Annotated in this window: 22 protein-coding genes; 8 read left to right on the top strand and 14 right to left on the bottom strand. The window is 66.5% G+C overall.

Annotated features, from left to right (window positions below):
* Window positions 1-21 precede the first annotated feature (21 nt).
* Window positions 22-462 carry a MarR family winged helix-turn-helix transcriptional regulator gene (locus CSC94_RS16730; RefSeq protein ID WP_099307546.1) on the bottom strand — a complete coding sequence of 147 codons (441 nt, stop codon included), beginning with the start codon at window positions 460-462 and terminating at the stop codon, window positions 22-24.
* A 151-nt stretch (window positions 463-613) separates the two neighbouring features.
* Here CSC94_RS16730 and CSC94_RS16725 point away from each other — a divergent pair, with 151 nt between their 5' ends.
* Window positions 614-2,524: an FAD-binding monooxygenase gene (locus CSC94_RS16725; protein WP_099307510.1), complete on the top strand. Its 1,911-nt coding sequence runs from the start codon at window positions 614-616 to the stop codon at window positions 2,522-2,524.
* A gap of 101 nt (window positions 2,525-2,625) precedes the next feature.
* Here the strand turns inward: CSC94_RS16725 and CSC94_RS16720 are convergent, their stop codons facing one another.
* The 11 genes from CSC94_RS16720 to CSC94_RS16670 form a co-directional block, all read right to left on the bottom strand.
* Entirely contained in the window at window positions 2,626-4,338 is a 1,713-nt protein-coding gene (locus CSC94_RS16720) for a pyrroloquinoline quinone-dependent dehydrogenase (RefSeq protein WP_099307509.1), read from the bottom strand.
* A gap of 90 nt (window positions 4,339-4,428) precedes the next feature.
* Window positions 4,429-4,836 carry a c-type cytochrome gene (locus CSC94_RS16715; RefSeq protein WP_165784477.1) on the bottom strand — a complete coding sequence of 136 codons (408 nt, stop codon included), beginning with the start codon at window positions 4,834-4,836 and terminating at the stop codon, window positions 4,429-4,431.
* Window positions 4,837-5,043: 207 nt separating this feature from the next.
* Window positions 5,044-6,672 carry a thiamine pyrophosphate-binding protein gene (locus tag CSC94_RS16710; RefSeq protein WP_099307507.1) on the bottom strand — a complete coding sequence of 543 codons (1,629 nt, stop codon included), beginning with the start codon at window positions 6,670-6,672 and terminating at the stop codon, window positions 5,044-5,046.
* Window positions 6,673-6,907: 235 nt separating this feature from the next.
* A complete protein-coding gene (locus CSC94_RS16705; protein WP_099307506.1) occupies window positions 6,908-7,222 on the bottom strand; it encodes a 2Fe-2S iron-sulfur cluster-binding protein in 315 nt (104 codons plus the stop codon).
* A gap of 72 nt (window positions 7,223-7,294) precedes the next feature.
* The gene (cynS, locus tag CSC94_RS16700; RefSeq protein WP_245408392.1) at window positions 7,295-7,774 is read right to left on the bottom strand and encodes a cyanase; all 480 of its coding nucleotides are present in this window, start codon (window positions 7,772-7,774) and stop codon (window positions 7,295-7,297) included.
* Between the two features lie 75 nt (window positions 7,775-7,849).
* Window positions 7,850-8,701: a sulfurtransferase gene (locus CSC94_RS16695; protein WP_099307505.1), complete on the bottom strand. Its 852-nt coding sequence runs from the start codon at window positions 8,699-8,701 to the stop codon at window positions 7,850-7,852.
* Window positions 8,702-8,782: 81 nt separating this feature from the next.
* Window positions 8,783-9,892, bottom strand: coding sequence for an acyl-CoA dehydrogenase family protein (locus CSC94_RS16690; protein ID WP_099307504.1), 1,110 nt, complete (start codon window positions 9,890-9,892; stop codon window positions 8,783-8,785).
* A gap of 67 nt (window positions 9,893-9,959) precedes the next feature.
* Window positions 9,960-10,520 carry an OsmC family protein gene (locus CSC94_RS16685; protein ID WP_099307503.1) on the bottom strand — a complete coding sequence of 187 codons (561 nt, stop codon included), beginning with the start codon at window positions 10,518-10,520 and terminating at the stop codon, window positions 9,960-9,962.
* A 43-nt stretch (window positions 10,521-10,563) separates the two neighbouring features.
* A complete protein-coding gene (locus CSC94_RS16680; RefSeq protein ID WP_099307502.1) occupies window positions 10,564-11,400 on the bottom strand; it encodes an ABC transporter permease in 837 nt (278 codons plus the stop codon).
* Window positions 11,397-12,659, bottom strand: coding sequence for an ABC transporter substrate-binding protein (locus CSC94_RS16675; protein WP_099307501.1), 1,263 nt, complete (start codon window positions 12,657-12,659; stop codon window positions 11,397-11,399). Before CSC94_RS16675 ends, CSC94_RS16680 begins: the two co-directional genes overlap by 4 nt.
* 30 nt (window positions 12,660-12,689) lie before the next feature.
* Window positions 12,690-13,529 (bottom strand): ABC transporter ATP-binding protein, encoded by an 840-nt coding sequence (locus tag CSC94_RS16670; RefSeq protein WP_099307500.1) that lies wholly within the window; start codon window positions 13,527-13,529, stop codon window positions 12,690-12,692.
* Window positions 13,530-13,822: 293 nt separating this feature from the next.
* Between CSC94_RS16670 and CSC94_RS16665 the strand changes: the two genes are divergently transcribed.
* The 3 genes from CSC94_RS16665 to CSC94_RS16655 all read left to right on the top strand — a co-directional run bounded on the left by CSC94_RS16665 (window position 13,823) and on the right by CSC94_RS16655 (window position 16,053).
* Window positions 13,823-14,416 (top strand): TetR/AcrR family transcriptional regulator, encoded by a 594-nt coding sequence (locus CSC94_RS16665; RefSeq protein WP_099307499.1) that lies wholly within the window; start codon window positions 13,823-13,825, stop codon window positions 14,414-14,416.
* Window positions 14,417-14,669: 253 nt separating this feature from the next.
* Window positions 14,670-15,614 (top strand): cytochrome c oxidase assembly protein, encoded by a 945-nt coding sequence (locus CSC94_RS16660; RefSeq protein WP_165784476.1) that lies wholly within the window; start codon window positions 14,670-14,672, stop codon window positions 15,612-15,614.
* A gap of 16 nt (window positions 15,615-15,630) precedes the next feature.
* A complete protein-coding gene (locus CSC94_RS16655) occupies window positions 15,631-16,053 on the top strand; it encodes a copper chaperone PCu(A)C (protein ID WP_165784475.1) in 423 nt (140 codons plus the stop codon).
* A gap of 4 nt (window positions 16,054-16,057) precedes the next feature.
* Here the strand turns inward: CSC94_RS16655 and CSC94_RS16650 are convergent, their stop codons facing one another.
* Together CSC94_RS16650 and CSC94_RS16645 are read right to left on the bottom strand one after the other, a co-directional pair.
* Window positions 16,058-16,717, bottom strand: a complete 660-nt coding sequence (locus CSC94_RS16650) for an SCO family protein (protein WP_099307496.1) — start codon at window positions 16,715-16,717, stop codon at window positions 16,058-16,060.
* Window positions 16,718-16,782: 65 nt separating this feature from the next.
* Window positions 16,783-17,415 carry a TetR/AcrR family transcriptional regulator gene (locus tag CSC94_RS16645; protein ID WP_165784474.1) on the bottom strand — a complete coding sequence of 211 codons (633 nt, stop codon included), beginning with the start codon at window positions 17,413-17,415 and terminating at the stop codon, window positions 16,783-16,785.
* Between the two features lie 174 nt (window positions 17,416-17,589).
* On the opposite strand from CSC94_RS16645, the gene CSC94_RS16640 reads away from it, so the two are divergent.
* Genes CSC94_RS16640 through CSC94_RS16625 form a run of 4 tightly spaced genes read left to right on the top strand, consistent with a single transcriptional unit; the run spans window position 17,590 to window position 22,758 of the window.
* Complete coding sequence (locus CSC94_RS16640; protein WP_099307494.1) at window positions 17,590-19,182, top strand: acyl-CoA carboxylase subunit beta; 1,593 nt, start codon at window positions 17,590-17,592, stop codon at window positions 19,180-19,182.
* Window positions 19,179-19,982 (top strand): enoyl-CoA hydratase-related protein, encoded by an 804-nt coding sequence (locus CSC94_RS16635; protein ID WP_099307493.1) that lies wholly within the window; start codon window positions 19,179-19,181, stop codon window positions 19,980-19,982. Before CSC94_RS16640 ends, CSC94_RS16635 begins: the two co-directional genes overlap by 4 nt.
* Entirely contained in the window at window positions 19,976-21,967 is a 1,992-nt protein-coding gene (locus CSC94_RS16630; protein WP_099307492.1) for an acetyl/propionyl/methylcrotonyl-CoA carboxylase subunit alpha, read from the top strand. The genes CSC94_RS16635 and CSC94_RS16630 overlap by 7 nt, the downstream gene beginning before the upstream one ends.
* A complete protein-coding gene (locus CSC94_RS16625; RefSeq protein ID WP_205853336.1) occupies window positions 21,964-22,758 on the top strand; it encodes a TIGR03084 family metal-binding protein in 795 nt (264 codons plus the stop codon). Before CSC94_RS16630 ends, CSC94_RS16625 begins: the two co-directional genes overlap by 4 nt.
* Window position 22,759 lies beyond the last annotated feature (1 nt).

Raw genomic sequence — 22,759 nt, 5'->3', positions numbered from 1 at the left:
GCACCCGGTCCCGGCCGGCGATCAGTCCTCGGGACCGGCGCCGGCCGCCGCGGCTTTCGCCGCCAGACGCACGAACTGCTCGTACTCCGCCTCGTCCAGCCCGCCGAGGATCTCCTTCTGCAGCGCATCGACCACCGGCAGCAATGCTGCGATGACGCGCCGGCCTTCCTCCGTCATCTCCAGCACGCGCGCCCTGCGGTCCGCCTTGCTGCGCGACCGCGTCAGCAGGCCCTTCTGCGCCAGCCGGTCAACCACGGCCCCGATCGTCGCCGGGTCCTTGCCGACCACGTCCGCCAGCCCCGCCTGGTCGATTCCCGGGACGTGGCTAAGCGCATCGAGCGCGGCAAACTGCACCGGGGTCAGGTCAAACCCGGCATCCCGGACGCGCTGGGTGAAGACATGTGTCGATTTCTGGTGCAGGCGCCGGATGAGATGGCCCGGCATCCGTGAACTGGCGATCATCATGGTTCTCCGCTGCCCCGCTCATCCCTGATCCGGCTTGCCTCGATCTTCATAGCGAAAAATGATAAGTGCGCATACTTATTCAATTGACGAAGGTCCGAACCGGCCATATAATACGTACACTTATTAATTCCCCCGAGGAGGATTGGCAATGCAGTACTACCTGAACGGTTTCAAGCCAGGTGACCCTGACGTCCAGGAAGTCGCACCGGCGCGCGCTGGTGCCGGCCTGCCGGAAAAGGTGGACGTGCTGATTGCCGGCTGCGGCCCCGCCGGGCTCTGCCTTGCCGCGCAGCTTTCGCAGTTCCCCGAGATCCACACCATGATCGTGGAGCCCAAGCCCGGCCCCATCGAGAAGGGCCAGGCCGACGGCCTGAATGTGCGATCGATGGAGATGTTCCAGGCCTTCGGCTTTGCCGAGAAGGTCAAGCGCGAGGCCTACTGGGTCAACCAGACCAACTTCTGGGCCCCCGACCCTGCCAATCCCGCCGGAATCAAGCGCATCGGCCGCGTGCAGGATGTCGCCGACGACCTGTCGGAAATGCCGCATACGCTGATGAACCAGGCGCGCGTCCACGAGATGTTCCTCGACGTGATGCGCAATTCGCCGACCCGCCTCGAGCCGCACTATTCTCTGGCCGTGCGGGATCTCACGGTGGACACGACCACTGACGATCATCCGGTCACCGTCACGCTGGAGCGCACCGGAGAGGGCGAGGAAGGGCAGACCGTGACCGTTCGCGCCAACTACGTTGTTGGCTGCGATGGCGCGCGCTCCAACGTGCGCAAGGCGATCGGCGGCGAACTCCAGGGCGATGCCGCCCACCAGGCCTGGGGCGTGATGGACATCCTGGCGAATACCGATTTCCCCGACGTGCGCATGAAATGCCTCATTGCCTCGCAGAAGGAGGGCAACGTGCTCATCCTGCCGCGCGAGGGCGGCTACCTGTTCCGCATGTATGTCGAGCTGGACAAGCTCAATCCCGACGAGCGCGTGGCCAACCGCAACCTGACCATCGACCACATGATCGCCGCCGCCAACCGCATCATGAGCCCCTATTCGCTCGACGTGAAGGAAGTGGTCTGGTGGTCGATCTACGAGATCGGCCATCGCCTGACCAACAAGTTCGATGATGTGCCGGAAGGCGAGACCGCGACGCGCAATCCCCGCGTCTTTACCGCCGGCGATGCCTGCCACACCCACAGCCCGAAAGCGGGCCAGGGCATGAACGTCTCCATGGGCGACACGTTCAACCTCGGCTGGAAGCTGGTCCAGGTCTTCAAGGGCCGCTCCGATGCGAGCCTGCTGCACAGCTACACCGCCGAACGCCGGGCGGAAGCCAAGCGCCTCGTCGACACCGACCACGCCTGGGCCCGCATCATGAGCGCACCGCCGGGACAGTCGGAACTCGACGGCACCGGCATGCCGCGCTTCCAGGAGCACTTCATCCGCAACGGCATGTTCACCGCCGGCCTGGAAGTCGAGTACGGCCCCTCGGCCATCATCGCCGGCAACGCGCGCCAGGACCTCGCCACCGGCCAGAAACTCGGCATGCGCTTCCATTCCGCGCCCGTCGTGCGACTGGCCGATGCCATGGCCATGCAGCTCGGCCATGCCGCCGAGGCCGATGCCCGCTGGCGGATCTATGCCTTCGCCGGCGCTGGCGACACCGGGGCGTCCGGTTCGGCCATGCGCGACCTGTGCGACTGGCTCGAAACCGATCCCGCCTCGCCCGTCCTGCGCCATACCCGCGGGGACGAGGACATCGATGCGGTCATCGACGTCCGTGCCATCTTCCAGCAGGGTTTCGACGAACTGGAATACGGCACGATGCCGTCGCTGCTCAAGCCCGCCAAGGGCCGTTACGGTCTGCGCGATTTCGAGAAGATCTTCTGCGTCGACAGGAAGAGCGGCATGGACATCTACGACATGCGCGGGATCAACCGCGAAAACGGCTGCATGATCGTGGTCCGGCCGGACCAGTACATCGCCCACATCCTGCCGCTCAATGCGCGCGAGGACCTGGCCGCTTTCTTTGCCGGCTTCCTGAAGAACGCCTGACCAGAAACGGTAACGGCGGATGAGCCACGGGCCCATCCGCCGCCTGCCACCCGTGAACGCCGGCCGTCAGACGGGCCGGCGTTTGTGGGTTCGGGGAAGCGTCAGCCGCTTTCCTGGTCATCGCCCGCGGCGAAGATGGCCACAACGTCGCCGCGCGGATAGCCAAGCTGGAAGTTTCCGCCGGCCGCCACCGCGATGTACTGACGCCCGTCCACCTGGTAGCTGATCGGCGGTGCATTCACGCCGGCGCCGAGATTGTAGCGCCAGACGGTTTCGCCGGTTTCCGCGTTGAAGGCATCGAACCAGCCATTGCCCTCGCCGGTGAACACCAGGTTGCCGGCCGTGGCCAGGACCCCGCCGATCATCGGCTGCGGTGCATCATAGGCCCACGCGATCTTGCCGGTATTGACGTCGACCGCGTCGAGCACGCCGTTCTGCACCGATGCGTCGCCCTTGACGTTCTTGAACGTGCTGCCGAGACGCAACTGGCCGGGAATGGTGGTCGTATCCGACGTCGTGAACGTCATCAGCTGGTTCATCTCCATGACGTAGAAGAGATTGGTGTCCGGCGAATAGGCCGGCGGCGACCATTCCGCCCCGCCGTTGGCACCGGGCAGCATCTTCACGCCTTCCCTGTTCGGCGTCGTGAACATGTTGTCGGACATTTTCACCAGCGGCTCGGACTTGCGGATCAGCTCGCCCGTGTCGCGGTTGACCTCGAACAGCCAGCCGACCTTGCCAGCCTCCGCCGCCACGGGAACGGTCTTGCCGTTCTCGTCCCTGGCATCGAACAGCACCACGTTCGAGACGGCATCATAGTCCCACACGTCGTGCTTCACTTCCTGGTAGTGCCACTTGATCCTGCCGGTGGAGGCATCGAGCGCGACGATGGAATCGGTATAGAGATTGTCGCCCTTCCGGCTGGCCCCGTTCAGGTCGGGGTTCGGGTTGCCGGTCGAGAAGATGACGAGGTTGCGCTCGGTGTCGATGGCCGGCGTCGTCCAGACCATGCCGCCACCCGTCTTCCAGGAATCGCCCTCGAAGGTTTTCGGATCCGTGGAATCCCAGCGCCAGTCCTGCTTGCCGGTCTTGGCGTCATAGGCGGCCACGAATCCGCGGATCGGCCATTCGCCGCCGGAACTCCCGACGATCACCTTGCCGTCATAGATCTGCGGCGCCATGGTTTCCGAGTAGCCGGCGCGCGGATCGGCGATGTCGGCGATCCACGCCTGCTTGCCGGTCCTGGCGTCCAGCGCCAGCAGCTTGGCATCCAGCGTGGCCAGGTAAACCTTGCCGTACCCGATTGCCAGGCCCCGGTTGACCGGACCGCAGCAGGTCTTGTTCGTCCCGACCTCGTAGGTGGTGGACCAGAAGCGCTCGCCCGAGGCGGCGTTCACTGCCATGACCTTCATCTTGCCGTCGACCATCGGCGTGGTCAGGTACATGACCCCGTCGGCGACGACCGGCGTGGTCTCGAAGCTGGCCACCATCCCTGTCTGGACCAGAGCCACTGGCTTGAGCTGGTCGACCGTATCGACGTTGATCTCGTCGAGGGGCGAGTAGCGCTGGTTCATGTAACTGCGGCCATGCAGCAGCCAGTTGTCCCGGTCATCCTTCGCGCCCGCCATCGCCTCGTCGCTCACCGCCACCGCGGCGTCGTCGGGAATGGGCGCGGTCTCTGTCCGGGTGACGTTGTCGCTGTTGGCGATTTCCTGGTTCTGCGCCGCCTGGGCGGGCAGGACGAAGCTCACCGAGAGCAGAAGTCCGGCTGCCAGGCCACGCGTGATGGTCCGTTCGGGCTTGAGATTTTGCATTGTCGTTACCTTCCGTGCTGGTGTTGAACGTCACGGAACGACCCCCTCGACGCGGCGATGGAATGCCGCGCAATCGCACCGAAGGCGTGATCAGGGAGAATGACAGGCCCCGGCCGGCTTGCCCGGCAAAGGCAGAAGCGTGACATTGCCGACCGAATCGGCATCGAGCGCGGTTTTCCCGGCCTTGAAGCCGTTCTCGCAGAGCATGTAGGCGAAAACGTCCCAGTAGGCTTTCTCAGGCAGGCTGCCCGGCTCGTTCTTCGGCATGTGCTTCGACATGAAGTCGAACAATTGGCTGGCCGTCATGTTCCCGTAGGAAAGGCTGCCGGAAAATTTCTTGCCGCGCAGGGCCGGCCCTGCGCCGCCCTGCAGCTTGCCGCCGTGACAGGCCGCGCAACTCTGGTTGTAAACGGTGCGGCCATGCACGGCCTGCTCCTTGCTGTAAGGGGCAGCGGCCAGGGACGTGGCGGGAAATGCCAGCGATGCGAGGATTGCCATCCATGCAAACCTCCCGAGCGGGAACGGATGGCCAGTTGATGTTGACGTCATGTGACCCTCCCAGGTCCTGTACGGGAAAACGGTCCCGCACTGGGAGGACAATGCGCCGCCCCCGGCAGCGTTCCTGAATATGAACAAAGATTAATGAGCGTGAACGCCACCGGGCGGCTGTCCCGTCCCACGGCCCCGCGCTTCGGCAGGCTGGGCTCAGATGCGCATGCGCGGAACGTCGTTCGGGTCGAGCCTGAGCTCGATCAGCAGCGGACGGTCGCGCGTCGCGATCGCCTCGATCGCCCTGTCGAGGTCTCCGGACGATTGCACCCGGATGCCCTGCCCGCCCAGCGCTGTCGCCACCTCGGCGAAAGACGGCCAGTCGAACTGGGCAAGGCCCGGATCCATGCTCCGGTCGAGGAACTGGATGTGCTCGGCGCCATAGGCGGAATCGTTGCAGACGATAACGATCAGGTCCTGTTTCATGCGCACGGCCGTGTTGAACTCGTTCACGCCCCCCATCATGAAGCCCCCGTCACCGGTGAACAGCACCACGGGGCTGCCCGGGTCGGCAAAGCTGGCGCCGATCGCTTCGGGGAGGCCAAGGCCGATCGAGCCGAAATTCGCGGTCACCAGGAAATGGCGCGGATCCGGCACGGATACCCGGCACCAGACCTCGGTCATGAACCGGCCGCCGTCGGTCGCCAGGATGCGATGCTTGGGCAGCGCTTCCTCCAGGCGTTCGAGCGCATGCACGTAGTTCACGACACCTTCGCCGGCCCTGTCGGCCTGACCCGCCGGGTGCGCCGTCAGCGCCGCCATGTCCAGTTCGCCGGTGAAACCGGTCGGCGGGATCTCGGCTTCATCCAGCCAGTGGATGATGTTGTCGGCGGTCAGACCCGCGTCCGCGACGAGCGCCGCGTCGGGGTGGAAGTTCCGCCCGATGGCCGCCGGATCCTCGTTGATCTGGATGATGCGCTTTCCCTTCATCAGCGCGCCCCGGTCGGTCGTGAAGGCATGCAGGCTTGCGCCGAACGCGATCACGCAATCGGATTTCGCGATGACGTCATAGGCCGCCGGTGTGCTCAGCGTCCCGAAGATGTCCATGTTGAACGGATGGGCGTTGAACAGTCCCTTGGCCTTGAGCGTGGTCGCCAGCGGCGCCTCCAGCCGGTCTGCCAGGCGAACGAGCGGCTCGCGCGCGCCCGTCGCGCCGCCACCGGCCAGGATGATTGGCCGCCGCGCCGAGGCAATAATGCCGATGGCCTCGTCGTGCGCCTCGCCTTCCGGCACGAAGGCCGGCGTGGCAAACACCGGGAAGACGGTCTTCTCGTGCGCCGTTTCCTGCCACATGAAGTCGGCCGGCATGTTCAGCACGATCGGCCTTTTCTCGACACGCGCCCGGTAGAAGGCGTTGGCCACGTCGTAGGCCGCCGTTTCCGGCGCGCGAAGCTGTTCGAAACCGGCACCCGTGACCTTGACGAGTTCGCGCTGGTCGATGCTCTGCAGGTGGCCCGGGTTGGCCACCGGCGTATCGCCGCAAAGCAGCACCATCGGCACATGCCCACGCGCACCCTCGGTCAGCGCCGTGGTGCAATTGGTCAGGCCCGGACCATGGGTCACCGTCGCCACCCCGACCTTGCCCGACACGTGCGAATAGGCGAGCGCCATGAGCACCGAGCTGCCCTCGAAGGCCGCCGGGATGAACCGTCCGCCACCGGCCCGGACGTAGTGGTCGACCATGAACAGGTTGGCGTCGCCCATCAGGCCGAAGAGCGTGTCGACCCCGTGATCGAGAATGGATTGGGCAATCGACTGGTAGGTGTAGCGCTTGGTGTCAGCCATGATCCTTGACCGCCTTGCGTCGTCCCGGACCGGTCCGCAGGATGCGGCGGGGTCCGGTAACGCGCGTCAGCGTACCCCTGGCAGGCCCGGACAGACAGGAAATTGTATGTCGGTCCAAAGGTCATAGCGCGAACGCGATACAAGCGGCATGCAAAATAGCCGCGCAACACGATCACTGATGCACGAAGCATGCGTTAATCAGGAAAATCCTGCGGGAAGTGGTATTCAGAGGCGGTCAGCCGGGAACGAACAGGGTCAATCCGTCCAGCTCATCGCTCATCGTGATCTGGCAGGCAAGCCGCGACTCGGGCCGCATCTCGTGCTGGGCAAACTCCAGCATGTCGGTTTCCGTCTCGCCCCGCTCACCGGTCTTCTCGAACCAGCCGTCGCCCACGTAGCAATGGCAGGTCGCGCAGCTCATCGAGCCGCCGCATTCGGCTTCGATGCCGGCGATCGCGTTGGAAACGGCCGCCTGCATGGCGCTTTCGCCGGCGCGCGCCTCGACCGTGGAACGGCTGCCGTCCGGCTGGACAAAGGTGACGTGGATCATGAAGGGCTGCTTTCGTTTCGCACGGGGAGGAATGGCCGGGCGCCCGGGATCAGGCACGGCGCCCGGTCGGCGTCACCACTGGTTGTAGGAGAGGAACTTGCCGGTCATCGAAACCTTGACCCGGTCGCCCTTAGGGTTCGCGATGCGGTCCACCTTCAGGTCGAAGTCGATGGCGCTCATGATGCCGTCGCCGAATTCCTCGTGGATGAGTTCCTTGATCGTGTCGCCATAGACATAGATGATCTCGAAGAAGCGGTAGATCAGCGGGTCCTTCGACACGGTCTCGGCGTCCTGTCCCTTCTTCGGCGGGCGCTGCAGGGCGATTTCCACGTCCTTTGCCCGGTTGCCGAGATCCAGGAAACCCGCGACCTTGGCCGCGGCATCGGCCGGTAGCGAGTTCTGGCCGAGACAGGCCGAGACCACGAAGACCTCCGACATGCCGGCGGCGGCCGCGATCTCCTTCCAGGTCTTTCCCTGCATGAACTTGGCCGCCATGATCAGTTCGGTCATCTCGACCTTCGACATCAGGCTGGCCACCGCGCTCTCACCCATGATCGTTCTCCTTTTCCGGTTTGCATTCTGGCTTGGGGGGTGGCCGGCGGCAGGATCGGCGCCGGCCGGAGTCCGTCAGAAGGGAAGACCTTCCTCGATCGGCAGGGACGGGTCGCGGGACCACTCGTTCCAGGATCCGAAATAGATCGCGACATCCCTGATGCCGGCCTCCTTCAGCGCCAGGAAGGTGTTGGAGGCGCGCGCGCCCTTGAAGCAGTAAAGCTTGACCGGCGTGTCCGGCGTGATGCCGACCGTCGCGCATTCGGCCAGCACTTCCGCCTTCGACTTGAAGACGGGTCCATGCGGCGTCGGCTTCATCATCCGGTACCACTCGATCCATTTGGCGCCCGGGATGCGTCCCTTGCGCGGGCAGAAATCCTTGCCGTAGGGCGACGAGGAATCGGCGATCCATTCGTCGATGTCGCGCACGTCGAGAATGACGACGCCGTCGTCGCCGATGGCCGCCTTCATGTCGGCGACATCCATCATGATCGATGCGGCTGCCGGATCGACGGTGAAGCTGCCCGGCGCCGGGGCAACCGTGTCGGTGGAAACCGGCAGGCCTTCCGCCAGCCAGGCGGCATAGCCGCCGTGCAGCACCTTCACCCTGGGATAGCCGAGGAACGAAAGCAGGTAGAAACCGCGGCACGACTGGCCGAAGCCGGTGTTCATCGAGGCTTCGTAGATGACGGCGATTTTCTCGCCGTCCAGGCCGGCGGCGGCGAACTCGTCGGCGAACTTGTCCTTCAGTTCAGCCATGCCGGCGGAATCGGACGTCGCCAGGAAGGTGAAGATGTCATGCATGTTGACCGCGCCGGGAATATGGCCGGCGGCGAAGCTCTCGGGGTCGCGGGTGTCGATGATGACGGCAAGGTCCGCATCGTGGAGGGTCTTCAGGTCGGCAGGCGTAAGCAGGGCGGATTCCATCTGTCGTTCTCCTGTGACTGGCTTGGGGTTTCGGCACGCGGGAAAAGGATGGCCCGGGGGGGGGCCGGACCATCCGGGGGATCAGGCGGACAGTTCGGCGATCAGCTTGCGCAGGTGCTTCGTCGCCGGCGTCACGATGGCGATGAAATAGGCCTCGCGCAGGCGCCGTTGTGCCGCGCCATTGGTGACATAGCCGCGCGCGCCGCAATGCAGTTGCGCCCAGTGAGCCGCTTCGACGGCAAGCTCGCCGCCCTTGAGGCGCGCTTCCAGCACCCGCCTGTAAAACGAAATGCTGTCGTCATAGGGCGTTTTCGCCAGCGCCAGCACATCGGCGACCAGGGCGTCGTAGTCCGCCTGGATGTCTTCCGGCTGCTTCTCAAGGAAGCGGTTGACGTGGCCGAGCGGCCCGGCGACCTGGGTCATCAGCTCGATGCAGTTCTTGATGATGCCGGCGGCCATTCCGCATTGCAGCAGCGTGAAGCCGGCGCGCATGCGCTTGACGAAGGGCTCCGCCGGGTCGGCGAGCACGTGGTCGTCGGGCACGAAGACGTCACGGAACTGGACGTTGCACGTCGCCGTGCCGCCCATGGCCACGAAATCGTGGTCGAGGCGCAGCCTGATCCCGTCCCAGGCGGCATGGATGATCGCCATCACGCGCTTCGGGCTGTCCTCGCCTGGAACGTCGACGTGGAACATCGTGCCGAAATAGCCGTCGTCGACGAGGTTCGAAACCCAGGGCAGCATGCCGCGCACCCGGTAGCCGCCCTCCACCCGCTCGCCCTTCAGGCGCATGGGTTCGATCTCGCCCATCGCCTTCATCGGGTTGGACATGCCGGTGCCGCCAAGTGCCTCGCCCCTGGCAACCTTCGGCAGCACGGTCGCCTTCAGGAAATCGTTGTCCGACGAGGCGATGTACCAGCCCAGCGTATCCTGGCACCAGACGCAGAAGCCGGTGGACAGGCATTCCTCCGCTGCCCGCGCCATCGCCAGGATCGCATCGCCAAGGTCGACCTTGCCGTTCGGGCCGCCCAGGTGCGTCGCATAGGCGCCTGCCGCGCCATAGGCCCGCACGATGTCCTCGGGATAGGTTCGTTCGTCATCGATCTTGCGCGCCAGGACCGCAAGCCGGTTGGCGGAAATCTCTTCGATCTTGCCGAAGTCGGCGGCGTTGAGAGGGGCTGCCACGTTCATTTCGGGTCTCCTTGCCTGTTCTGGATGGGGAAGCCGCGCCCGCCCGAAGAAAGGCGCGGCTCGCGGGTCAGACGGTCTCGGCGACCATGTTCACGGGCCGGGAGAAGGTGTTGAACACCGGCGACCACTGGACGACATGCGCCACCAGGGCCTCGATTTCCTCCTTTGGGCAATCGGCTTCCATGTCGACCTTGATGCGAACGTCGGTGAACCCGACCGGCTTTTCCGACGTATCGCCCGTGCCCCAGACGGCGGTGATGTTGAGATCGCCTTCCAGCGCCAGTTCCAGCTTCTTCACCTTGATGCCGCGGGCGACCGCATTGGCATGGAGCCCGACGGCCACGCAGGAGCCGAGCGCCGCCAGCGACGCCTCCGACGGGTTCGGCGCGGTGTCGTCGCCCAGCAGGCCCGGCGGCTCGTCGACGATGTAGGGATCGAGGTCGCGGATGTAGTTGGCATGGCGGAACCGGCCCTCGGCAACCGTCTTGCACTTGAGCGTCTTGACGGCCTGCGGATTGGCCTTGCCCTTGGCGATCAGGTCTTCGAGACCTTCCTTGGATATCGGCGCGAGGCCGGTCTCGGGATCCGGGGCGAGGCAGCCCGTCAGCACGGTAGCGGGTTGGGACATGGGGGGTCTCCTTTCGGTTTGCATGTCATGGGTTGGGTGCATGTCAGTCTTCCCGGTGCCAGCTCAGCCGGGCGATGGCCTGCTGGCAGGCGAAATCGAGGGTGAAACCGATGATGCCGATGATGATGACGGTGGCCGCCAGCCGGTCGTATTCCAGCGTGTCGCGGGCATCGTTGATCGAGTAGCCGAGGCCGGAAGTGACACCGAGATATTCCGCCGGCACCAGCACGATCCAGGCCACGCCGAGCGCCAGCCTCACCCCGGTCAGGATGTCCTGGCTGATCGCCGGCAGGATGATGGTGAACAGCATGTGCCACGGCCGGGCGCCGAGGTTGCGCGCCACCTTGAACCAGTCCGGATCGACCCGCCGCAGCCCGGCCGCGGTCGAAAACAGGATCGGCCAGATGGCGGCGATGGCGATCAGGAAGATGATCGCGCCATCCCAGGTCGAGTAGGCCATCACGGCGACCGGCATCCAGGACAGCGGCGAGATCATGCGCAGGAACTGGAACGGGATGTTGGTGATCTCCCGCAGCACCGGGACCCGCCCGATCAGGATGCCCGTCGGCACGCCGAGCAGGATGGCGATTGCCATGCCCTGCAGCACGCGTTCAAGGCTCGGAAGGGTCATGGCCAGCGCTTCGCCGCTCGCCACCATCTGGCCCAGCCGGTCGAGCGCCGGCCCCGGCGCGAAATCCGCGAAGGCAGCCATCGACGGGTTGCTGCGGATCACGAAACCGCCGAGCCACCACAGCCCGTAGAGCAGAACCATGCCGAGACCGGCGTAGCCGATGCTGCGCAGGGCCTTGATCCCGCGCATCGGCCCGGTGCCGGTCCCGGCCGCCATGGCGGCCGGGTCGAGGGCGATCTCCGCGCTCATAGCTCCAGGATCTCGGTGCGGTTGAACGGATCCTCCGGATTGACGCTCGGGTCCTTCTTCCAGTCCGGGTACTTGTCGAGCGCGTTCTTCACGAACTCGTAGTCGACGAGGTCGTTGGCGACGTGGTCCGGGTCGAGCCCGTCGAGGAAGGTCGTGTCGCCGCCGACCACCGTCCGGTTCATCTCTTCCACGATCAGCCTGGTGGCCGAGGGATATGGCCAGGGCTGGAAGTCGATACGCCCGTTGCCCCAGGCTTCGGCGTGCTTGATGGCGCCGCTCTTCTCGTAGGAAGGTTCCTCGGTGTAGAGCGTCATCGCCCGCTCCACCACGGCCGCGGGCATCGGCAGGTAGCCCTCGCCGTCCTTCGACATCAGGCGCGCCACCTCGGCCTTGTTCTGCGAGGCATAGACCTGCGCCCTGACGACGGCGTTCATGACCTTCTGCGTCCACTCCTTCTTCTCGGTCGTGGCCTGTTCGTGCATGCAGATCACGCAGCAGGGATGGTTCTTCCAGATGTCGCCGGTAAAGCGCAGCATCCGCGCGCCGGCCTTGATCTCGCCAAGCGCGTTGAACGGTTCGGCGACGATGTAGGCGTCGATCTTCCGCGACGCGAGCGCGGCCGGCATTTCCGGCGGCGGCAGGATCTGCAGGTTGCATTCATTGGCGGCCAGCGGCTCGCCCTCGCCCTTGATCACCGGCGTGACGCCCGACTTGCGCAGGGCATACTGCAGCACGATGTTGTGCATGGAATACCAGAACGGCACCGCCACCTGCTTGCCGCCGAGCTGGCTGAAATCGGTGATGTCGGTATGGCCGCCGACCACGAGGCCGGACCCGTTGGTATGCGCCCAGGCCATCAGCTTGACCGGGATCTTGTTGTTGTAGCGCATCCAAACCGGGATCGGCTTGAGGAAATGGACGAGGTTGAACTTGCCGGCGACGAAGCCTTCCACCAGCGGCGACCAGCCGCGGATCAGCGTCGGGCGTTCCGCCTTCAGGCCCTCTTCCTCGAAATAGCCCATGCCGTGCGCCACCAGCAGCGCCGTGGCATCGGTGATCGGCAGGTATCCGATCCGCACCACCTCGTCGGCCGCGGCCGCGAACGAGGGCGAGCTCATCGCGCCGATGAGCGGTCCGAGCGCCGCCATCAGACCGCCGGCAGCGAACATGTCCAGCGTCTGCCGGCGCGTGAAATCGGCCGGGAAATAGTCGTCATCCCAATGCGGGCTGTTCGGTCTGCGGGTTTTCTTGTCGGTCATGGCGCATTCCTTTCGGGGGCTTGGGGAGGATTACTTGGCGGCAGCACGGCCGGCGCGTTCCACCGGTTCCGCGGCCCGTGCGCCCGCGGCGGCCGCGGGCGCGGCCTCTTCGGTGAGGTGAATGCCCGCGGCGCGCTCGTAGGCGCGGGTCAGGCGGGCGCGGGCCGCGGCATATTCGGGCGTGCGCAGGTCGTCGCGGTTGGCAAGGTCGATCTCGACGATCTCGCTCACCTCGCCGGGGTTGGCGCTCAACACCACCGCGCGTTCGGCCATGATCACGGCTTCCGGCAGGTCGTGCGTCACGAGGACGAGCGTGATGCCCAGTTCCTTGGCGATGCGGCGGACATCGCGCTGCAGGCTGGAGCGGGTGAAGGCGTCAAGCGCCGAGAACGGCTCGTCCAGGAAAAGGATCTCAGGCCGCGGTGCCAGCGAACGGGCGAGCGCGACCCGCTGCTGCTGGCCGCCGGACAGGTCCTGCACGTTGCGGTCGGCGTAGTCCGAGAGCTCGACCAGCGACAGCAGGTCCGGAACCCGTGTCGCGATCTCGCCCGAACGCCGGGAGAACTTGAGACCGAGCGCCACGTTCTGGGCCACCGTCATCCACGGGTAGAGCGAGGGCTTCTGGAACATCACCACCCAGTTCGGCGACGGGTCGGTCACCTTGAGACCGTCGATGTAGATCCTACCTTCCGTCGGGCGCAGAAGACCGGACATGATGTGCAGCAGGGTCGACTTGCCACAGCCCGACCGTCCCACGAGGGCCAGCGCCTCCTCCGGACGGACTTCGAGGTTGATGTTCGCCAGGGCCTTCTGCTGACCGCGCCGGTAGGTGTGCGAGACGTTTTCGACTGCAAGGTGGGCGCCGGACATCGGGGGCTCCTGATGAAAACAAACCGTTCTGTACACCACCAAGCAAGGCCTGTGCCAAACCGTCCCCGCGATCGCGGGCATTTGTTTTCAAAGGATGATTTCCGGCGACGGAGGCATCTGCCCAAAAAGCGCGCCAGGGTGCACTGCACAATCGGAGTCCAGATAGACGCTGGCATCGCTTAAAAAAGCCGCATGTGTACGCCGGGTACACCCCGTATCCCGCACGCTTGCTGCAAGGTCGCTGCCGCGCTACAAATTCGGATACGGAACGTTCTGTATTCTGGAGGCACCGGATGACATCTGTCATGGAGACGCCGGCTGGCGGCATGCCCCACCATCCGGGTGCGGCAAGGGAAAGGCTCCTGCTGGCGGCCTGCGACCTGTTCTGCCGCTACGGGATCAACGCTACCGGCGTGGACAGCATCGTCGCTGCCGCCGGCACGGCAAAGACGACGCTCTACAAGGTCTTCGGCTCCAAGGAGGGTTTGATCGAGGCCGTCCTCGAACACGAGGGCCAGTCCTGGCGCGACTGGTTCTCCGCCGAGATCGACCGTTTCGAGGGCTCACCCGGCGAAAAGCTGGTGCATGTCTTCGATGTGCTGAAGAAATGGTTTGCCGAGGAGAACTTCTACGGCTGCCCCTTCATCAACGCGGTCGGCGAACATGACAAGGAAGACGACAAGATCCGGCTCATCACGATGAAGCACAAGAAGATCGTGCTCGACAAGATTTCCAACCTCGCTGCCGACGTCCGCCCGGATGATCCCGACGGCTTGACCCATGAACTGGCGCTCCTGATCGACGGCGCCATCGTCGCGGCCCTGATCACCCGCGACCCCGGTGTCGCAGATCACGCCCGCAACGCCGCAGCGCGCCTGGTCGCCTGATCCGGCCCGCGGGGTGGGTCGATTTGTCCGTGCCTCGCGCCGGCGTGCCGTGGTAACAGGACGGGCCGGCGCCGGGACCACCGGCGTTGTCGCCGTCATGCGCCGCCATCGCGCCGCGGACGGTATCGATGCATGCCCGTGACCGGGCCGCGCCACGGCAAGGAAACCGCGAGGAGACCGAATGACGAGCGATCCGGCACGGCACCACGCTCCGGGGAAACCTGACCACGGTCCCCGGCCTGGAACCCGGGCAATGGCCTGGCTGCCCTACGGTGTCATTGCCCTCCTCGCAGCCGTCCTGTGGTGGCTCGACCGCTACCAGGCCGCCTCGGTTCCGGTCTGGCTTCCCTACGAGTTCGACGCCACCTATTTCGTCGCCACCGCCCTGGCGGTCTGGTGGTATCTGCGCGGACTGGCCCTGACGCCACGCGGCGAGCGGCCCGCGCTCTGGCAGATTTTTTTCTATTTCGCGGGCGTCGCCACGATCTATGCCGTCTTGCAGACCCGGTTCGAATACATGGCCGAGCACATGTTCTTCCTCAACCGGCTCCAGCATGTCGTCTTGCATCACGTCGGTCCGTTCCTGATTGCGCTCGCCTGGCCGGGAGCGACGATGGCCCGCGCCATGCCCGGCTGGCTGATGCGCCTCGTCACGTCCCGCCCCGTCCTTGCGGTGCGCGATGTCGTCCAGCAGCCCTTCATCGCGGCCGTGCTCTTCGTCGGCCTCATCGCGCTCTGGCTGACACCGGCGGTGCATTTCGTTGCCATGATCGACACCGGCCTCTATCGAGTCATGAACTGGACCATGGTCGTCGACGGCCTGCTGTTCTGGTTTCTCATCCTCGATCCGCGGCCGAGCCCGCCCGCGCACGTGTCCCACGCCGGCCGGATCGTCACCGCCGTGCTGGTGATGTTTCCGCAGATCGCCATCGGCGCCGTGATCACCCTCGCGCATGGCGACATCTACACCTTCTACGACTGGTGCGGACGGTTGTACCCGTCGATCGGCGCCATCGATGACCAGGTCTATGGCGGCCTGATCGTCTGGATTCCCGCCGCCATGATGAGCGTCGTCGGCATGCTGCTCGCCCTCAACATGATGCGGCTGAGCGAAGAGGAAAAGGAAAGGCGGGAGCATGCGGGAAAAGGGAGCGAAGACGATGGCCTCGTGGTCTCGGCCGGCTGGACCGGGCGCTGACCGGCGGCTCTGCCTCTTGCTCGCGGCCCTCGCGGCCCTCGCGGGCGGCCATGCGGCGCTGGCAGCCGGACCATCCCTGAGCCTTCAGGATGCCTGGTTCCGTATGGTCGTTCCCGGGCGCCCCGCAGCAGGCTACTTCACGCTGCGCAACGACGGCGACACCAGGGCAACGCTCGTCGGCGCAGCATCGCCGGCCTGCGGCATGGCGTCCCTGCACAGATCCATGGAATCTGACGGGGTCGTGAAAATGGTGCCGGTCGAGGCGATCGCCGTGCCGGCGCATGGCGAACTTCGGTTCGCGCCCGGCGGCTATCACGTCATGTGCATGCAGCCCGCCGCCGCCATGGCACCCGGCGCGGCGGTGTCCCTGACCTTGCGCTTTGCCGACGGCACCAGCCTGACGGCGCAAGTGCCGGTGAAATCGGCGACGGGCGGCTGACGCCTCAGAACCAGGCGGCCAGCCCGCTGGCCCGGCTGCCCCCGACGAGACGCTCGAGATCGGCTTTCATGCCATCCGTGTCCGCGTCGCTGCTGCTGAGATTGCTGTAGAGCATGCGCGCCTTTCCCTCCTTGTCGAAGGCATAGACCGCCGGCCCGTGCGTGACGACGTAGTCGCCGGCGCTGTCCCTGCCCGCGGAATGGGCGACGCGGTAGCGTTTCGCCAGCGACGCCAGCTGGTCGTCGGTGCCCCGCAGGCCGACGACCTGCGGGCCGAAGGCCGAAACGTAGTCCTTCAGCACGTCCAGCGTATCCCGGGCCGGATCGACGGTGACGAACAGCACGCGGACATCCCCGGCCTTCTTGCCGAGCCCCTTGAGCACCTGCGCGACATTGGCCAGCGTCAGCGGGCAGACATCGGGGCAGAAGGTATAGCCGAAATAGAGCAGCACCACCTTGCCCTCGTAGGTCCCGCCGGTCACCTCCGCCCCGTCGCGCGCCCGCATCATGGTGAACTGCAGCGCCGGCAGCGCACCGGAAATGTCGGTACCGCTCCATGGCTCCGTCGACGACGAGCAGGATGTGAGCGGGATGGCGAAGACAAGAAGCGCGGTCGCGGCGAAAAACCGCCGGGCGCGCGCGGGGAGGGCCAGGAAGGTCAGCATGATCCTCGCTTTCTAGCAAATCTGGCCGCACGCCGCATCCCGACATGTCGACGCAGCCGACGGACCTACATGCGCCCGCGCAGCGAAAGCTCTTCCGCCATCATCATGCCGAACCGCCGCACCATACCCTCCAGGCGCATCGGGTCGTCGACGAAACGCGCATGGATCACGAGGCCGCGCAGGAAGGCACGCGCCATCGACCAGAGCATGGCGGCATCGTCTTCAAGGCCGCTGACGGCCCGGAAACTCTCCTGCGCCGCCTTGCCGATCTCCTCGTCCCACTCCGCGAAGTGTGGCGCCAGAGCGAGATCAAGCGCTGCATCCGTGCGGCAGGCGACGAGGATCTCGATAAAGGCGCGGCCTTCCCGCGTGTTGACGATATGCCGCCAGTAGAACATCAGCAGGTCCGCGACATTCCCGCCGGCCATGGCCCGCGCGGTGCTCAGCCGCCGCGTCGGCCGGATCGCGGCTTCAAGCAGGCGTTTCGCCGTCGCGACGATCATCTCCTGGCGCGTGGCGAAGTGGTACATAAGCGCGCCGCGCGACAAACCCGACATGTCCTGCACCGCGGCGATGGTCGTGTCCGCGTAGCCCTTCTGGTCGAGGCAGTCGAGCACCGCCTCGAACAGCGTTTCGCGGGTCTCGCGGACCCGGTCGGCCTGGCTGCGCCGTCGGTGCTGGGACGCGGGCTTCCGCATCGCGACTTCTCCTTTTTCAATGAAAATACCGTACGTTTGGTCTGTTTTCAATTGCGCCAAGGGATTCATATCCATATGTAAGGAATAGCGTTTTCTTCTGCAGCGCGAATGCCAGCGGCTCCCTTGTCATTCTTTCCGACCGTTTGTATTGTTTGTTCAACTGGGAGGAGACCGATGACCGAAACCACCCATTCGGCCAATCGCGCGGCAATGGAAGGCGCGGTCGCGGAGCTTCGCGGGCTGGAGGCGCGCGCCGCGCGCAAGTCGGAGGAGCGGCGCGACCGCTTCCGCGAGCGCGGCCAGATCACCCCGCGCGAACGGCTGGCCCGTCTGCTCGACCCCGGCATGCCCTTCCTGCGGCTCCACAGCCTCGCCGGCTACCTGGCCGATACCGATGACGCGGCGGCCTCCATTCCCGGCGGCACGTTCCTCGGCGGCATCGGCTTCGTCTCCGGTGTCCGCTGCATGGTGATCGTCGACGATAGCGGCATCAATGCCGGCGCGCTGAGTCCCATGGCCCTGCAGGCCGTGCTGTCGATGCAGGACATCGCGCTGCGCCAGAAGCTGCCTTTCCTGCACCTGGTCGAAAGCGCCGGGGCCAACCTGATGAACTACAAGGTCGAGGACTGGGCGCACGGCGGCGCGGTGTTCCGCAACCTGGCCCGCTTGTCGGCGGCCGGCCTGCCGACCATCGCCGTCCTGCATGGCCCGTCAACGGCCGGCGGCGCCTACATGCCCGGCATGTCCGACTACGTGATCGCCGTGAAGAGGAACGGCATGGCGGCCCTTGCCGGCGCCGCGCTCGTCTATGCCGCGACAGGGGAGAAGGCCCGCGACGCCGATCTCGGCGGCGCCGAGATGCACGCCACCGTCTCCGGCCTCGTCGAATATCTCGCCGAGAACGATGCCCATGCCATTGCCATGGCCCGCGATCTTCTGGCCCGTCTGGACTGGAACCGCGACATGCCGCGCCGGCAGCGCGATCATGCCCCGCCGCGCCTCCCGCCGCAGACCATCGCCGACGTGGTGCCTGCCGATCCGCGGGAGCCTTACGATGCCCGCGACCTCGTCACGCGGCTGGTGGATGGATCGCGCATGGAGGAGTTCAAGCCCGGTTTTGGCCCGGCCACCCTGTGCCTGCAGGCGTCAATCCACGGCCATCCCGTCGGCATCCTCGCCAACAACGGGCCGATCGACCCGCCCGGTGCCGCCAAGGCCACCCATTTCATCCAGGCCTGCGACCAGTCCGGCACCGCGCTCGTCTTCCTGAACAACACCACCGGTTACCTGGTCGGCACCGACTACGAACGGGCCGGCATGATCAAGCACGGCTCGAAGATGATCCAGGCCGTGGCCAACGCGCGCGTACCGAAGATCACGCTCTACGCGGGTGCCAGTTTCGGGGCCGGCAATTACGGCATGTGCGGCATCGCCTTCGAACCCGATTTCCTCTTCGCTTGGCCGACGTCACGCTCCGGTGTCATGGGCGGCGAGCAGGCGGCCCGCACGATGAGCGTGGTGGCCCGTGCCGGCGCGGCCAGGCGCGGCGTCGAACCCGACGAGGACCGGCTTGCCCGCCAGGAGGCCGCCATCCAGGCGCTGTTCGACCGGCAGTCCTCGCCGTTTTATACCTCCGGCCGCGTGCTCGATCATGGCGTGATCGATCCGCGCGACAGCCGCAAGGTCATCGCCTTCTGCCTCGACACTTGCTTGGAGGCACGCGCCCGCGCCCTCCGGCCGAACGCTTTCGGAGTGGCGCGGATATGAGCGGATTTCCGGAAACAGTCACCCTCGACCTGGAGCCGGACGGCGGCTGGCTGACGGTCTGGTTCAACGAACCGGAGCGCCGCAATCCGCTTTCGCCTGCCCGGGCGGCCGATCTGCTTGCCCTGGCCGGCGCGCTGGAAAACCGCCGCGACATTCGCGGTCTCACCTTTCGCGGCCGGGATGCCATGTTCAGCGCCGGCGCCGACCTCGCCGCCCTGAAGCGCCTCGGGCAGGCAGGCCGCGACGAGATCGAGGCGCTGAGCCGCGAGGGCGCGCGAATGTACCGGGCCCTGGCCGATCTGCCGCAATTCACCGTCGCGGTGATCGAGGGCGCGGCCATGGGTGGCGGCCTCGGCCTCGCCTGCACCGCCGACCTGGTGATCGCCACGCCGGATGCCCGGCTGGCCCTGTCGGAAGCCCGCGTCGGGCTGGTCGCTGCCCAGATCGCGCCTTTCGTCGTGGCCCGTGCGGGCATGACGGCCGCGCGGCGCCTGATGCTGACGGGAGAGGCCATGGATGCGACGGCGGCCTGCGCTGCCGGACTGGTCGACCGGGTCGTCCCGGCCGCCGCGATCGAGGCCGAGATCGGCGGCCTGCGTGCCAAACTGCGCAAGGCTGCGCCGGAAGCTGTGGTCGCCACCAAGCGGCTGCTGCAGGGCCTTCCCGCGCTGTCGGCGGCGCAGGCTGTCGATGCAGCCGCGAAGACCTTTGCCGACGCCATCCTGTCGGACGATGGCCGCGAAGGCATGGCCAGCTTCTTCGACAAGCGCCCCGCCGGCTGGACGGCCAAGCCATGCTGAAGCCGTTCACCTCCCTCCTGATCGCCAACCGGGGCGAGATCGCCTGCCGCATCATCCGCACGGCCCGGGATCTCGGCCTGCGCACCATTGCTGTCCATTCCGATGCCGATGACCGCGCGCCCCATGTCCGCCTCGCCGACGATGCCGTGCGGATCGGCCCCGGCCCGGCAGGCGAGAGCTACCTTGACGCCGCAGCGATCCTGGAGGCCGCCCGCCTGTCCGGCGCCGGAGCCATCCATCCGGGCTACGGGTTCCTGTCCGAGAACGCGGATTTTGCCCGTGCCGTCGAGGCGGCCGGCCTGGTCTTCGTCGGCCCGCCGGCCGAGGCCATCGCCGTCATGGGCGACAAGGCCGGCGCCAAGCGCGCCATGATCGCCGCGGGCGTGCCCTGCGTGCCCGGCTACCAGGACGCGGACCAGTCCGAAGCCACGCTCGCGCGCGAGGCCGAACGGATCGGATACCCGGTGATGGCGAAGGCGGCGGCCGGCGGTGGCGGCCGCGGCATGCGCCTCGTCGAAACACCGGATGCATTGCCGGATGCCCTCGCGCTGGCCCGCAATGAAGCTGTCTCCGCCTTCGGCTCGGGACAACTCATCCTGGAGAAGGCAATCCTTCGGCCGCGCCACGTCGAGATCCAGGTCTTTGCAGACGCCAGGGGGAATTGCATCCACCTCGGCGAACGCGACTGCTCGGTCCAGCGCCGTCACCAGAAGGTGGTGGAGGAAGCCCCCTGCCCGGTGATGACGGAGGGCCTGCGCGAGCGCATGGGTGCGGCCGCCGTGGCCGCGGCATCGGCCGTCGGCTATTGCGGCGCCGGCACCGTCGAATTCCTGCTCGACGACGAGGGCCGTTTCCATTTCCTCGAGATGAACACGCGGCTCCAGGTCGAACACCCGGTCACCGAGATGGTCACCGGCCATGATCTCGTCGCCTGGCAGATCAGGGTCGCCATGGGCGAGCCCCTGCCCGTGACGCAGGATGAGGTGCGCCTGTCCGGACATGCCATCGAGGTGCGTCTCTATGCCGAGGACCCGGCATGCGATTTCTTGCCCGTCACGGGGCAGGTCGCGCTCTGGTCGCCGGCTGAAGGTCCGGGAATCCGCATCGATGCGGGGATCGCCGGCGGACAGGAGATCACCCCCTTCTACGACCCCATGCTGGCCAAGCTGATCGCCTGGGGCGAAACCCGCGAGGCGGCACGAACCCGCCTCCTGGCAGCTTTGGAACGCACCGCCATTCTCGGCCTGACCACGAATGCCGGTTTCCTGGCGGGCATCCTCGATGCGCCGGCCTTCGTTGCCGGCGAGGCAACCACCGCCTTCATCGCCGAAACCTGGCCCGACGGCATGGCCGAAACGCCGCCAGGCAGCCGTCTCCTTGCCGCCGGTGCCGCCCTCGTCCTTCAGGGGGCCATGCACGAAGCGCTCGACGCCTCGCCCATGACGGACGACAGCCTGTGCGGCTTTGCCTCCGATGGCGGCCTTCCCGTGCCGGTCGACCTCATCGAATCCGGCCGCGTGCATGCTTTGCAAGCCGAGGCAGTCGGACCTCGCGGCTGGATGGTGACCGGGCCGGACTGGTGCCACGAGATCCGTCTCGAGGAGCCCGGACCCGGCTGGCGCGGGCTGACCATCGACGGGCGTGGCGCCGCAGTCGCAGAGGCCCCGGATGGCAACGGCGGCATGCATGTCCAGATCGGAACGCAGTCTGTGGCGCTTGCCCGCCACCGGCCGTGGGAGCCATCGGCCGGGGAAGCCGGGTCGGGCCGGGTCGCCGCGCCCATGCCGGGCCTGGTCGTCTCTCTCGCCGTGGGGCCGGGCGACCGCGTCGTGTCCGGCCAGGTGCTGGCCGTCATGGAAGCCATGAAGATGCAGCACCAGTTGCGAGCCGACATTGACGGCATCGTGGCGGACGTCGCCGTTTCCGTCGGCCAGCAGGTCGCCGCCGGAAGCCCGGTTGTCACCATAACGGAGGAAGAGCCATGAGCCTGCCGCAAGCCCGCGACTTCCTGGCCGAAAGCGAGGCCCTGCATGCGGCAGTGGCCGGTCTCGCGCCATCCGGCTTCGATCGCCCGACACAGTTCAAGGGCTGGACCATCGGCGACGTGCTCGTTCACCTCCATTTCTGGAACCTGGCAGCGGATTTGTCCGCAAGCGATCCCGCCGCCTTCGACGCGTTCGCGGCCCGGGTCACGGAAACATTCGCCGCCGGCGGCGGATTCCGCTCGCTCGAGAATGCCGCGATCTCGGAGCGGGGCCCCGAACTGCGCGATGCCTGGATTGCGCAGGCGCGGGCGATGGCGGCACGCTGGGAAGCGATGGACCCGAAGGCCCGCCTGGCCTGGGTCGGACCGTCCATGTCGGCGCGATCCTCGATCACCGCGCGGCAGATGGAGACCTGGGCGCATGGTTTCGAGGTCTTCGACACCCTGGGCAAGACCCGCGAGGAGACCGACCGCATCCGCAACATCGTCGTGCTCGGCGTCAACACCTTCGGCTGGTCGCACCAGGTCCATGGCCTGCCGGTTCCCGGCGCCGTGCCGCTGCTGGAACTGACGGCACCCTCCGGTACCCTGTGGACCTTCGGAGAGGCTTCGGCCGGCCGCATATCGGGACCGGCGGCCGATTTCGCCGCCGTCGTCACGCAGACCCGCGCCCTGGCCGACACGGCGCTCCACGTCGAGGGACCGGTCGCCACGACCTGGATGACCCATGCCCAGTGCTTCGCCGGCCAGCCCGTGAAACCGCCGGCGCAGGGCAGCCGCTTCCGCCAGTGAG

Origin of the sequence: Zhengella mangrovi (assembly GCF_002727065.1) — a bacterium.
Lineage (GTDB): Bacteria > Pseudomonadota > Alphaproteobacteria > Rhizobiales > Rhizobiaceae > Zhengella > Zhengella mangrovi.
This window is presented reverse-complemented; position numbering and strand designations above follow the sequence as displayed.